Annotated in this window: 10 protein-coding genes and 2 tRNA genes; 8 read left to right on the forward strand and 4 right to left on the reverse strand. The window is 42.3% G+C overall.

Annotated features, from left to right (window positions below; all coding sequences use genetic code 11):
• Window positions 1-3: 3 nt before the first annotated feature.
• The 4 genes from K333_RS0110765 (at window position 4) to K333_RS0110780 (ending at window position 4,953) form a co-directional block, all read left to right on the forward strand.
• On the forward strand, window positions 4-774 hold the full coding sequence (locus K333_RS0110765; protein ID WP_024990058.1) for a TPM domain-containing protein: 771 nt from the start codon (window positions 4-6) through the stop codon (window positions 772-774).
• Window positions 775-793: 19 nt separating this feature from the next.
• Window positions 794-1,378 carry a LemA family protein gene (locus K333_RS0110770; RefSeq protein WP_024990059.1) on the forward strand — a complete coding sequence of 195 codons (585 nt, stop codon included), beginning with the start codon at window positions 794-796 and terminating at the stop codon, window positions 1,376-1,378.
• A gap of 241 nt (window positions 1,379-1,619) precedes the next feature.
• Window positions 1,620-3,890 carry a glycoside hydrolase family 3 C-terminal domain-containing protein gene (locus K333_RS0110775; protein WP_238314406.1) on the forward strand — a complete coding sequence of 757 codons (2,271 nt, stop codon included), beginning with the start codon at window positions 1,620-1,622 and terminating at the stop codon, window positions 3,888-3,890.
• Between the two features lie 160 nt (window positions 3,891-4,050).
• The gene (locus K333_RS0110780; RefSeq protein ID WP_024990061.1) at window positions 4,051-4,953 is read left to right on the forward strand and encodes a LysR family transcriptional regulator; all 903 of its coding nucleotides are present in this window, start codon (window positions 4,051-4,053) and stop codon (window positions 4,951-4,953) included.
• Between the two features lie 5 nt (window positions 4,954-4,958).
• Here K333_RS0110780 and K333_RS0110785 read toward each other — a convergent pair whose 3' ends face one another.
• The 4 genes from K333_RS0110785 to K333_RS0110800 all read right to left on the reverse strand — a co-directional run bounded on the left by K333_RS0110785 (window position 4,959) and on the right by K333_RS0110800 (window position 9,227).
• On the reverse strand, window positions 4,959-6,647 hold the full coding sequence (locus tag K333_RS0110785) for a putative transporter (protein ID WP_024990062.1): 1,689 nt from the start codon (window positions 6,645-6,647) through the stop codon (window positions 4,959-4,961).
• 714 nt (window positions 6,648-7,361) lie between these two features.
• Window positions 7,362-7,434: transfer RNA gene (locus K333_RS0110790), tRNA-Lys, on the reverse strand.
• A gap of 26 nt (window positions 7,435-7,460) precedes the next feature.
• A tRNA-Lys gene (locus K333_RS0110795) sits at window positions 7,461-7,533 on the reverse strand.
• 122 nt (window positions 7,534-7,655) lie between these two features.
• A complete protein-coding gene (locus tag K333_RS0110800) occupies window positions 7,656-9,227 on the reverse strand; it encodes a glycoside hydrolase family 10 protein (protein WP_373277002.1) in 1,572 nt (523 codons plus the stop codon).
• Between the two features lie 94 nt (window positions 9,228-9,321).
• Here K333_RS0110800 and K333_RS0110805 point away from each other — a divergent pair, with 94 nt between their 5' ends.
• The 4 genes from K333_RS0110805 (at window position 9,322) to K333_RS0110820 (ending at window position 12,909) form a co-directional block, all read left to right on the forward strand.
• The gene (locus K333_RS0110805; RefSeq protein ID WP_027452697.1) at window positions 9,322-10,767 is read left to right on the forward strand and encodes a carbon starvation CstA family protein; all 1,446 of its coding nucleotides are present in this window, start codon (window positions 9,322-9,324) and stop codon (window positions 10,765-10,767) included.
• Window positions 10,768-10,833: 66 nt separating this feature from the next.
• Entirely contained in the window at window positions 10,834-11,445 is a 612-nt protein-coding gene (gene recR, locus K333_RS0110810; RefSeq protein ID WP_024990064.1) for a recombination mediator RecR, read from the forward strand.
• Between the two features lie 10 nt (window positions 11,446-11,455).
• Window positions 11,456-11,893: a hypothetical protein gene (locus K333_RS0110815; RefSeq protein ID WP_081657257.1), complete on the forward strand. Its 438-nt coding sequence runs from the start codon at window positions 11,456-11,458 to the stop codon at window positions 11,891-11,893.
• Window positions 11,890-12,909, forward strand: coding sequence for a glycosyltransferase family 2 protein (locus K333_RS0110820; protein ID WP_024990066.1), 1,020 nt, complete (start codon window positions 11,890-11,892; stop codon window positions 12,907-12,909). The genes K333_RS0110815 and K333_RS0110820 overlap by 4 nt, the downstream gene beginning before the upstream one ends.
• Window positions 12,910-13,000: the final 91 nt, after the last annotated feature.

The following is a 13,000-nucleotide window of genomic DNA, read 5'->3' on the forward strand; positions in this document are numbered from 1 at the left end:
ATTATGAATAGAATACTGTCGATATTACTTCTTTTGTTTGCCGTTCTCTTTTCAGGGAATGGGCAAGCCCGTGAGTGGTCGGCAGATAATGTGCCAATACCTTACCTTAAAGATCGCACACAGTATGTTTCAGATCCCGACCATCTGTTATCCTATGAGGCACGGGATTCGGCTAATCTCTATCTGATGAAGATGGAACGAGAGATGGGTGTACAGACGGTCTTTGTCGTTGTTGACAGCGTCGTCAATGCCGATGCCTTTCGTATGGCTCAGGATTTAGGAAACCATTATGGAGTGGGTAGTAAGAAAGAACGTAGCGGATTGGTAATTGTTATTGCCGTATCCAATCGTAAATATTTCATAGCTCCGGGCAAGGGTGTAGAAGAGCATCTTACGGATGTAGATTGTGCGGATATTGGGCGCGAATGTATAGTTGCCAATATGAAAGAAGGTAATCTCGACCGTGCCGTCTATATGACCAGTAAGGCGATATATAATAAACTTAAAACCGGTAATACAGGGTTTGAACAGGTAGATAACCCTGATGAAGAATTTAGTCTTTCCGACATTATTCTTATACTCTGTATCTTTCTACCATTGATTATTTTCATCTTCAGTCGTCACGATAACCATGGCGGCGGAGGGGGTGGAATGTTCATTCCACCATTTATCTTTGGTGGCGGTGGCTCTATGGGTAATAGTGGCGACAGCTTCGGTGGTGGAAGTTTTGGAGGAGGCAGCTTCGGAGGCGGAGGAGCCGGTGGCGGTTGGTAATTATTTAAAACCAAATGATATGAAGAACAAAGGATTATGGATTGTGATTGCAGTTGTTGCAGTTATCGTATTGTGGTTGTTAGGTGCCTATAATGGCATGGTTACGAAACAGGAAAGCGCTACAACTGCTTTGGCCAATGTTCAGGCTACTTATCAGCGTCGTGCCGACTTGTTGCCTAACCTTGCAAAAACCGTGAAGGCTTATGCCAAGCACGAGAGTGAGACCTTTAAGGAGGTGGCCGAGGCTCGTAGCAAAGTCTCTCAAATTAATCTGAATGCCGGGGATATCACTCCTGAAAAACTTAAGCAGTTTCAGGAGGCACAGGGCCAGTTGAGTGCAGCCCTTGGTAAGTTGATGGCTATCAGTGAACGTTATCCTGACCTCAAGGCTAGTGAGAATTTCAAAGACTTGCAGGTGCAACTTGAAGGCTGTGAGAATCGTATCAACGAGGCTCGTCAGAAATATAATGAGTCTGTACAGGATTATAATGTATCTATCCGTCGTATGCCTAATGTCCTTATTTCCGGCATGTTTGGTTTCGACAAGATGGCTAAGTTTGAGGCAGAAACTGGTGCAGAGAAGGCTCCAGAACTTGATATTTGATAAATCAGGTTTTATATAAATCATAAAAATATGGTGGATTCAATTATCACTTTTGTGGAATTGAATTCACCATATTTCAGTTTTACCTATTTTCGTGATAAGTAGAATATTTCCCTGAGAAACCAACTCTAATTGAAAATAATCAATTACCTTTGTAAGCACAAATCTATTAACGAAAATGAAGAAGCAAATCTTAACAATGTGTGCAGCTGTCGCTATGTCAAGTTGCAGTAATAGCACTATGGATATAAACAAACAAGTAAACAAGCTCTACGACAATATGTCGCAGGAGGAACGAATCAATCAGTTGAGAAGTGCCTATATGGATGACCTTTTCGACGAAAACGGTTGCCTTGATACCACTAAGTGTCATGAATTAATACCTAATGGTATTGGACATTTCTCGCAGTATGCCAGTCAGAAACCTCTTGATGCTAACACCCTTCGTGATCGTGTTGCTGCCGTACAAGATTGGTTAATCCATAATACCCCTAATGGTATTCCTGCGCTTTTCCATGAAGAAGTGCTCTCTGGCGTTAATGCCAAAGATGCCACGATCTATCCTCAGCAGATAGGACAAGCCTGCTCGTTTAATCCTGAGTTGGCAGAAGTCAAGACCCATCAAACGAGTGTTGATATGCGCAAGATGGGCGGTGTACTCTCGCTGTCACCGATGGTCGATGTTTGTCGTACTCCGAGTTTTAACCGTCTTGAGGAGTCTTATGGTGAGGATGGCTATCTTTCTGCCGTGATGGGTACAGCTTTTGTGAAAGGATTGCAGCAAGGAGATTTGAGAAAAGGTGTGGGTGCCTGCTCTAAGCACTATCTCGGCTATGGTGGAGGTGGTGACGCTGATGAAAAGGAACTGATGGAAGAAATCCTGTTACCTCATGAGACGATGATCCGTTTGGCAGGAAGTAAGGCCTTGATGCCTGGCTATCATGCCGTTTCCGGTACCAATTGTGTAGCCAACAGCAAAATCCTTACCGATATCCTTCGTAATTATCTGGGCTTTGATGGTATGGTGGTCAGCGATTATACGGCCATAGACCAGTTGCCAGATCTCAAGACTCCACTCGACAAGGCTGCAGCAGCCATCAATGCAGGTAATGATGTAGATTTCCCTACAGGAGATAACTATAAATTCCTACAGCAAGGACTTGATAAAGGTATTGTCAAGCATGACGCTTTCGAGCGTGCAGTCAAGGATGTACTCCGTTACAAATATCGTTCGGGCTTATTTGATAAGCATCCTTATCTCTATGGTCGAGAGTATATCAAACTTGACTCCAAGGAAGAACGTCAGACAGCCTACGATATTGCCAAACAGTCTGTTGTCTTACTGCAGAATAATGGTGTCTTGCCACTCGGTAATCAGAAGAATGTTTTCGTTACAGGCCCTAATGCCAACAGTATGTGGGCAATGTGTGGCGATTACACCTTCCCTTCGATGACCTACTTCTGGAAGATGAATACAGAAGACCTAGAACATCCTCATATCGTGAAACTGCTCGAGGGTATGAAGGACTTGAAACCTGAAGGTATGAATATCTCATATTCCCGTGGCTGTGATTGGACAGAGAAGATAGAAACAAAACTCAGTCAGGGTGGTGACGAACGTGCTTGGGATTACAAGATTCTACACCGTAAGGTAGATTCTGGCGAGAAAGCTAATAAAGCTGAGGCTCTTGCAATGGCCAAGAAAGCCGACGTTATCATTGCTGCCATGGGTGAAAATGTGATGCTTTGTGGTGAAAACCGAGACCGTGAAGGTCTGCGCCTTCCTGGTAAACAGGAACAGTATGTGGAGCAGCTCCTTGCCACAGGCAAACCTGTAGTACTTGTGCTCTTTGGCGGTCGTGCTCAGGTCATCTCCAAGATAGCCAACCGTTGTGCTGCTATTGTTCAGGCTTGGTATCCAGGAGAAGAAGGTGGCCATGCTGTTGCTGATATCCTATACGGTAATGTGTCGCCATCTGCTAAACTTTCGGTGAGCTATCCTAATCGTGAAATCTATAAACCAATCTGTTACAACTATTCGGCAGAGAAAGACCCTCGCGTAGAATGGCCTTTCGGTTATGGATTGAGCTATACCACATTCGAATACAGTAATCTAAAGGTGACTCCTGAAGCTAAGACCAGCGACAAGAGTATAACACTCAGTTTTGAGGTGAAGAATACCGGTGATAGAGATGCTGACGAGATTGCGCAGTTGTATCTTTCGCCTACAACAGATAGCCAGCACATCCGTCCTATCCAGCTTCAAGGCTTTGCCCGTGTGTCGCTCAAGGCAGGACAGACCAAAACGGTACGCGTCAAGATGTATACCGAGCAGTTTGGTTATTACACCCACACTGGTGAGCGCCAGTGGAATATTGCACCGGGTACATTTACTCTGAAAGTTGGTGCTTCTTCACAAGACATCAGACTTCAGCAGAATATCACTCTTACGGGAAGTGTCGTAGAAAAGAAACTTCGTGACTATTACTTCTCAGAATCTACCGTGAAGTAAGTTTTGCAGAATAAGAGAAGGTTGCCGGAAAACATTTCCGGCAACTTTTTTTATTTTCGTAAAAAGCTATAAAGTAAAGAAAAATATCCCGATAGTGCAGAATATTCGCAGAAATCATTAACTTTGTACCCGATAATGAAGGAATAGAGCATTAGAGGATATGGAATTACGACAATTACGCTATTTTATCAAAGCCGCCGAGCTCCACAATTTCTCGGAGGCTGCTAAAGCTATGTTCGTCACCCAGAGTACACTTTCACAGCAGATTAAGCAACTCGAAGACGAACTTGGCGTGATGCTATTCCTGCGTAATAGTCATGATGTGTCGCTCACCAATGAAGGCGAGCAGTTATTACCTTTCGCCCTAGAAACAGTATCTTCTGCAGATAATTGTGTCGAGCAGATGAATGGACTTAAAAACCTGCTCACGGGCAGTCTTTATATTGGTGTCACTTATTCCTTTAGTCCTATCATTACCGAGACTATGCTTGAGTTTAGTCATAAGCATCCTAACGTGATACTTCATATTGTCTATAAGACGATGGGTGAACTTATGACAATGCTTCAGCATCGTGAGCTCGATTTTGTGCTTGCCTTCAAACCTCTTGAGAATTATCCTAAGATTCAGAGCGATGTGCTCTTTCATGAGCCACTCTCGGTCATAGCCCGTACAGATCATCCCCTGATGCAACTTGACAAAGTTACTCTCAGCGACTTGCAGCGATTTGATATCGCTATGCCAGCTCGTGGTATGCAACCTCGTGAGATGCTTGATGCAGCTATAGCGGGTGAGGAGGAACAACAGCTCAATGTGCGGATGGAACTTAATGACGTTAGTATTCTGCTCAATGTTCTTAAGCAGAGTCAATATGTTTCAATACTCTCTGATACTGCCATCCATGATGTAGAAGGTCTCGCTTCTGTGCCCCTTGACATCGATCACAATCTGATGGAAGGTTGTATTCATAGACTGAAAGGCGTATATACAAAAAATTCGGCAGAGGAGTTCTGCCGAATCTTAAGAGAATCTACTGCTATAAAAAAATATAACCTCGATTTCTAAACGTTTTAGGCTATTGCCATGATGAGCACCTGGATAATGATGATGCGCAGTATCATGGCTAGTGGATAGACCATCGTGTAGCCGATAGAAGGCGCATCTGTCGAGGTGAACTCATTAGCGTAAGCGAGAGCAGGAGGGTTGGTATTGCCACCTGATAGCACACCCATCAATGTGAAGAAGTTGAGGTGCATCACGTAGCGGCCAACGATGCCACCAATTAGGATTGGAATCATGGTGATCATCAGGCCATAACCAGCCCACTGCAATCCTTCGCTTGTGATCACTGTTGCAACGAAATCTTTACCAGCTTGTAGTCCGACGCATGCCAGAAACATGGTGATGCCGATTTCACGCAACATATTTCCCGAACTAAACGTGGCTGTGTTAAGCCAGTGATTCTTTGTACCAAAATATCCCATTAATATAGCGATAATCATTGGACCACCAGCAAGTCCGAATTTTACAGGCTGTGGGAGTCCTGGGATTATGAATGGAATATGGGCAAGAATACAGCCCAAGGAAATACCTATGAAGATTGGAACGAGATCAGAATAAGAAGCGTGATGGTTGCGTGTCGTTACCTCACTTTCCGTGTGAGTCAACGCATTTTCACTACCTATCACGGTTAGTATATCGGCCGTCTGCAGTACAAACTGTGGAGTGGCCACATGGTCAACACCATTGCGAGTGATTCGTGTGATGTTTGCATTAAATCTTGTACGGATATTTAAATCAGCAATGGTCTTGCCGTTCAGTTTCCTTTCTGAGACAATCATGCGACGTGTCTTCATTTGACTGTCGAATTTAGTCCAGTCATAGTCTATGGAGTGACCGAAAAGTGCTTTTACTGCATCTTCATCCTTTGGTGTTACCACTACAAGAAGTTTGTCGCCACGGTGCAGAATAGTCTTACCGGAAACGATGTGACATTCATCCTCTTCGCCATCAAAAACGATGCGTGTAATCACGAATTCGCGTTTTACGAACTGACGGATGTCACCCAGCATCTTTCCGTCTATCATGTTGTTGCTAACCTCGATAGTGATATTTCTTACGGTCAGTCGCTCTGTGCTTCCCAGACCGCGCAGTGCAGTATGTTCTTCCTTGTTTAGGTTGATGCGCAATGCATATCTTAGAATCAGAAAAGCCAAGATTACACCAATCACACCCATAGGATAGGTCACTGCATATCCCATAGCAATCTTTGGAGCATCATATCCAAAAACATCCGTTGTAGCTTGCTGAGCTGCACCCAAAGCTGGTGTGTTTGTTACGGCACCGGAGAAAATACCTGCCATTGTTGTCATTGGTATTCCCGATATGTAATGGATGATCAGTGTGATAGCGATGCTTGAAAATAGCACTAACACCATCAGACTGTTCAGGGCCAGACCACCGCGTCGGAAAGAAGAGAAGAAACCAGGACCCACCTCTAAGCCAATAGCAAAGACGAAGACGATAAGTCCCAACTCTTTGATAAAGTGGAGTAGATTAGGTTCCAATGTTAGGGCGAAATGACCGAATATGATGCCCACGAGCAGCACCCATGCCAATCCTAACGATACATGTTTTACTTTAATTTTGCCCAATGTAAGACCTATTGCCATCACCAGTGATACGATAAGTACCGAGTGGGCTACTCCGCCTCCCCAAAATTCTGGGAAACCATTAAAGAGGTTATAAAATAAATTCATGTCTGTAATATTCTAATTCCTAATTGCGGAGGCAAAGTTACGTATTCTTTTTAATTCTCCGAAGTGTTGGTTCGTGGATGTTTCGATAACAGATATTAGAGATTCTAATAGCAATCTTTGGTGAGGGCATATCCATGAAACGTATTTTACACTATTTAAACTTTCCCATGGAACTGTTAAAAGGAAAATTGACAAATTTTTATTCCATCTAGCTTCGTATGGGAAGCCTGATGTCTTGAAAAGCAAGGGAAACGTCCCCAAAAAGGTTGTTTTTCCGAATGCAGTTAACTTCATCAGCTTACGCAGTTAACTGTGTAAGTTTACGTGAATAGGTATGTAGCCTGATGTAGTTAACTGAATAAGTCGATATTTCCAGTATATATTGAGGTAAAATAAGATGCGAAAAATGTAACTTATTGATAATCAATTGATTGTACTTTGCTTATAATTTTTATATTCATAATCAACTAGTTCTTAATTCTGAATTCTTGAATTATGCGCATCTTTTTGTGGTTGAAAATTAAACAATGAAAGGTTCGTTATATTAAAAAAGTATAATAGTGTCTTTTCCTTAACTTTATGAAGATTCCATCTTCTTCCTCTGAAATCAGAATGATGATAGCAAACTGATGATTTCCTTTGTATGTTTTCTGTGAGAAAGTATAGGGGTAAAACAAAAAGAAGTTCAAAACTTAATGTTTTGAACTTCTTTTGTACACCCTTAGGGATTCGAACCCTAGACCCACTGATTAAGAGTCAGTTGCTCTACCAACTGAGCTAAGGGTGCATGGCGAATTCATTGTCTGATGTTTGTACACCCTTAGGGATTCGAACCCTAGACCCACTGATTAAGAGTCAGTTGCTCTACCAACTGAGCTAAGGGTGCATACTCAACATCTTGTAGAGGTTTAAGCCTCATTTCTGAATTGCGAGTGCAAAGGTAGTAACTTTTTAGTAGACTACCAAACTTTTTATGCACTTTTTTGCGATTTTTTTTGTTTTTCTCTATCAGCGTTTGATGATAAACATACCCAATTTATGGGTTATTCCTTTGCTGTTCAGTGATTTAGCATAGTATATCCCTTCACGTATATTTCGGATATCGATAGTTGCTTTATTATATGGGTAGGTCTTCACTGGCGTTCCCTGTAGAGTTTCTATCAGAATAAACTTGGCATCTAATGTGCTTGGCTTTTCTTCAACTTGAAGTGTGCGCCCGTCACATTTAAGAAGTTCTGTAGTACTAACAGCAGTATGGATGGCTTGTTCTGGAATCTCCTCGTGATTGTATCTGTCGATAGTGGTAACCAGTGTATACTTCTTGTCTACACCTTTTATAATATGGTTGATGCTTTCACGTGTCTGTCTGATAGCGAGTAGATTTCGTGCATCTGTGGCATCTACAGGATAGGTATCACTCGCATATAGGTTGTATCTGATTTCGGTAGGCACCCGTTTGCCCCAAGTCATCTCAGGGACGAGGGCTGGGTAGCGATCGAAATCGTTTCGGGTGAAATCATAGATACCCTGATGGTTATCGACGAAGAACTTATTGCGGAAAAATGTATGTCCGAGATGGATGCGACGCAGTTCGTACATTTGGCGTGTTACATCCTCTATCTTCCATTGTCCTTCGCGTGGGTCGAGGAAGTAGATACCCAATCCGGGAGCTATGATTTTGCCATAGTTGTTTTCACTCCAATCTATCGCAAAAGGAAAGAATTGATTGTCTCGGAAATACATCATCGGGAATAGCTCGTCCATAAGACCGTCACGTAGCCATGCCTGTGCATCCTGGCATACTTTCTCGTAAGCATTCCATCCGTGGCTCCAGTATCTGGTAAGGTCGCAGTATTTGCCTATAGGAGAACAACTCATCTTCACCCATGGCTTTTCTGTTTTCACGGCATATGAAATCTTTTTAACGATATCCGTGATATACTGCCGTCCACGCTCTCTGCTCACCTTGATGCTCCAAGTTTCCGGATAGCGAATATAATCGAGGTGTATGCCATCGATATCGTAATTTCTAGTAATCTCACGACAAATGTTAGCGAGGTATGTTCCCGTGCGTGCGTCTTGTGGGTTCATATATCCATCGAGACCGATCTTTACAATCAGATTGCCAAATTTCTTTCTAAGAGTTCTGCATCCAAGGCCATCCCATTTTCCAACAGGGATCGTTACCACCCATGCATGTAGTTCCATACCCCTCTTGTGGCATTCTTCGATTGCAAATTGTAATGCATCATAACCAGGACTTCTGCCCGGGAATCCGGATAAACATCCATCCCAAGGTTCGTAGTTGGATGGATAGATCATGGTACCTCTTACGCGCGTTTGCAACAATACGGTATTGATGTTAGCCTTTTGTAGTTGATCGAGAATCTGTCTGAGTTCGTTCTTCTGTTTCTCTATCGAGTAGGTTGATTGTGCGTAAGAATGAGGCCAGTCAATACCTCCTATTGTAGTGAGCCAAACAGCTCTGACTTCTCGTTTAGGATTGTTCTCGTACAGGGATTGCGCATAGGTGCTGATAATCCCGCATAATAATAACATAAAAGTATAGATTCTTTTCATCATCTTTCAATTTGGCAACAAAGATAGTGATAATTTTTCGTTTTTCAAATTATTTGTGTACTTTTGCGTAGCAATTTAAAACAAACAAGAAGAAATGATTACTTTTGTCGTTAGTATGATAGCTCTCGTTTTGGGCTATTTTGTTTATGGAAAGTTTGTTGAGCGTATTTTTGGTCCCGACAATCGTCCTACGCCAGCTATAACAAAGGCAGATGGCGTAGATTTTGTTGTTCTTCCTTCTTGGAAGATTTTCATGATTCAGTTTTTGAATATTGCGGGCACCGGTCCTATCTTTGGTGCTATCATGGGTGCTAAATTCGGTCCTTCGGCTTATTTGTGGATTGTCTTCGGATGTATCTTCGCCGGGGCAATGCACGATTTTATGAGTGGTATGCTTAGTGTGCGCCATGGGGGAGTAGGACTTCCGGAATTGGTCGGTAAGTATCTTGGGGGACGTACCAAGACGATCATGCTTATCTTTACAATTCTGTTATTGATCATGGTAGGAGCCGTGTTTGTGTATAGTCCGGCTATTATCCTGAGTGGTATGACCGAGGATTTCGTACATTGGGATCCCATGACAGTGACATTGGCATGGTGTGGCGTAATCTTCGTGTATTATGTTGTTGCCACATTGATGCCTATTGATAAGATTATAGGTAAGATTTATCCGTTGTTTGCATTTTCGCTTCTCTTTATGGCGATAGCCTTGGGTGTTTATCTTCTGGTAAAGTGGCCTTCTCTTCCAGAGCTTACAGATGGATTAGCAAATATGAATCCTAATGGTGATGCAATCTTTCCAGCTTTGTTTATTACCATTGCCTGCGGTGCTATCAGTGGTTTCCATGCTACTCAGAGTCCTTTGATGGCCCGTTGTCTTAAAAGCGAAAGCTATGGTCGACCAGTGTTCTATGGTGCCATGATCACTGAGGGTGCTGTGGCTTTGATCTGGGCCACGATATCTATGTATTTCTTTTATGGAGGTGCGGCAGAACAATTGGGTGCAGCATTGAATACCCCGGCTCCTCAAGTGGTGACAATTGTGAGCAATGGATGGTTGGGAACTATTGGTGGTATATTAGCTCTACTTGGTGTTGTGGCAGCACCAATCACAAGTGGTGATACCGCATTGCGTAGTGCTCGACTGATTATAGCAGAATTCTTGCATATAGAACAACAGTCTATTCCTAAGCGTCTGTATGTTTGTGTTCCCTTGATGCTGGTAACATTGGGATTTCTATGGTTCAATATTTCTGATGAGGATGGATTTAATGTCATCTGGCAGTATTTTGGATGGGCTAATCAAACGTTGAGTGTCTTTACTTTATGGACGATAACCGTTTATCTGGTGCAACAGAAGAAGAAATATGTTATCTCCCTGATCCCTGCGCTGTTTATGACTACGGTATGTGCTTCGTTCCTCTTTGTAAGTCCGAAGGCTTTGGGCCTGAATCTTACTTTAGGTTATCTGCTGGGAGCAGTTGTTTTTGTAATTTCTCTGATTTGGTTTGTGCTTTGGTATCGTAAGGTTATGAGATAATTCTAATATGTAAAATATTTAAGGCGGACATTTCACAGTGTCCGCCTTTTTTCGTATCTTTGCGCTATGGAACAACATTATCCTTCTCAGTTATTGGAAAAGGCGGTAAGCGAATTTGCTAAATTGCCGGGTATCGGAAGAAAGACAGCTCTTCGTCTGGTTTTGCATACTTTGCGACAGACTGATGAGGATGTTGATCAGTTTGTGACGGCAATCTCTAGAATGAAAAAAGAGGTGAAGTATTGTCGTGTGTGTCATAATATCAGTGATACGGATGTGTGTCCGATATGTTCAAATCCTAAGCGCGATACTTCTACGATCTGTGTCGTGGAGAATATACAGGATGTTATGGCTATAGAAAATACGCAACAGTATCATGGACTTTATCATGTGTTAGGGGGAATAATCTCGCCAATGGATGGTATTGGTCCTAATGACTTGCAAATAGGTTCCCTTGTGGACAGAGTGAGTGAAGGTGGAGTGAAAGAAGTAATCTTGGCGCTGAGTAGTACGATGGAAGGTGACACCACAAATTTCTATATCTCTCGCAAACTCGCTGATTATGAGGTGAAGTTGAGTGTAATTGCTCGTGGAATCTCTGTAGGAGATGAATTGGAATATACTGATGAGGTAACGTTAGGTCGCTCTATCTTGAATCGTACACCTTTTGGAAAATAAAATTTGATATATGATGAAACAGGTACAATGTATGTTGATGATCAGTTTTCTGGTCTATATTCTCTTTGGAATCTTACTCGTAGTGTTTTTTGAGATGGATTGGGTTCCGGATAATTTTCTTGATAATGGTCTGACAGATTCTGGATGTTTCCTTGTTCAGATATTGATGCAGTTGATTACAATATGTGTTATCCCTGTAGCTTTACGTCTTTTTAAGTTTAAGAAGATTCATGAATCCTTGATCAGCCAGCCGGAAAGGGCTTTGGCAAAATGGGCAGGGATTCGTATTCATATGTTGTGCTTACCTATGGTTCTCAATATCTTGTTCTATTATCTCACGTTGAGCGCAGGATTTGGATATATGGCAATAATTTTGTTTCTATGTCTTTTCTTCATCGTTCCAACGATGGGGCGTTGTGTTGCTGAGACTACTGACGAAGAGAGATGAAACTCAGTGTTGTTATCGTAAATTATAACGTTAGGGTCTATTTAGATCAGTGTCTGCGATCGTTGCAATGTTCTTTGCAAGGGGTGGATGCGGAAGTTATTGTTGTCGATAATCACTCGCGTGATGATAGCGTTGAGTGGATACGCGGGCATTTCCCATGGGTAAAGGTTATTGCAAATCAACATAACTTGGGATTTGCGTGTGCTAACAATATGGCTATCAAAGAGTGTAAGGGCGAATATGTGCTGTTGTTGAATCCTGATACTATCGTGGGAGATACTACGATTCGTGAATGTCTTGATTTTCTTGCCTTACATCCTGATGCTGGAGCTTTGGGGGTAAGGATGTTGCATACAGATGGTACAGATGCGCCCGAGTCGAGGAGGGGAGTTCCTTCACCGATGACCTCTTTTTATAAGATGATAGGTCTGTGCAGCAAATATCCTCATCATCCTCGTTTCGCCCACTATTATATGTCTGGAATTTCCTGGGATAAACCGGCAAAGATAGAGATTGTGAGCGGTGCTTTTTGTATGTTAAGGAAATGCGCCTTAGATCAAGTGGGATTGCTTGATGAAGACTTCTTCATGTATGGCGAGGATATCGATTTGTCTTATCGTTTATTGAAGGGTGGATGGCAGAATTATTATCTTCCGGCGTTGATTCTTCATTATAAGGGAGAGAGTACTCAGAAATCCAGTTTTCGCTATGTGCATGTATTCTATGAGGCTATGCTTATATTTTTGCGTAAGCATTATCCGTCTTTACGTTTCATGTTCGTATTACCGGTAAGGGCAATCATTAGTGTGAAGGCTTTCTTCGTTCTGTGCCAAATGGTTAATACGTATATTCGAAAGAGTTTGGGCTTTAGAGTTTCTTTACCGAAAAGAAGTGTGCGTCCTCTTGAATTTGATGCATCTATCATGGGCTATGGTGATATGCTGAGAGTTCTTAAAGATTCTGATCATTCGCGTACGATTTCTATCAAATACGACGATTATACGATAGAGGGATAATCATAGGGGAAAGTTAATGTGGAAAGTGTAGAATAGGGAATACGAACCTTCTTCTTTATACTGGGAAAGTAGATTCATTACTTATAGAAAA

It is taken from the genome of Segatella albensis DSM 11370 = JCM 12258, assembly GCF_000426565.1.
Taxonomy (GTDB): Bacteria; Bacteroidota; Bacteroidia; order Bacteroidales; family Bacteroidaceae; genus Prevotella; species Prevotella albensis.

Bases quoted from the DNA above. Each gene is read 5' to 3' on its own strand.
- recR (WP_024990064.1), top strand. From the start codon at position 10,834: ATGGAACAACATTATCCTTCTCAGTTATTGGAAAAGGCGGTAAGCGAA.
- K333_RS0110805 (WP_027452697.1), top strand. From the start codon at position 9,322: ATGATTACTTTTGTCGTTAGTATGATAGCTCTCGTTTTGGGCTATTTT.
- K333_RS0110815 (WP_081657257.1), top strand. From the start codon at position 11,456: ATGATGAAACAGGTACAATGTATGTTGATGATCAGTTTTCTGGTCTAT.
- K333_RS0110820 (WP_024990066.1), top strand. From the start codon at position 11,890: ATGAAACTCAGTGTTGTTATCGTAAATTATAACGTTAGGGTCTATTTA.
- K333_RS0110765 (WP_024990058.1), top strand. From the start codon at position 4: ATGAATAGAATACTGTCGATATTACTTCTTTTGTTTGCCGTTCTCTTT.
- K333_RS0110800 (WP_373277002.1), bottom strand. From the start codon at position 9,227: ATGAAAAGAATCTATACTTTTATGTTATTATTATGCGGGATTATCAGC.
- K333_RS0110775 (WP_238314406.1), top strand. From the start codon at position 1,620: ATGGATATAAACAAACAAGTAAACAAGCTCTACGACAATATGTCGCAG.
- K333_RS0110785 (WP_024990062.1), bottom strand. From the start codon at position 6,647: ATGAATTTATTTTATAACCTCTTTAATGGTTTCCCAGAATTTTGGGGA.
- K333_RS0110780 (WP_024990061.1), top strand. From the start codon at position 4,051: ATGGAATTACGACAATTACGCTATTTTATCAAAGCCGCCGAGCTCCAC.
- K333_RS0110770 (WP_024990059.1), top strand. From the start codon at position 794: ATGAAGAACAAAGGATTATGGATTGTGATTGCAGTTGTTGCAGTTATC.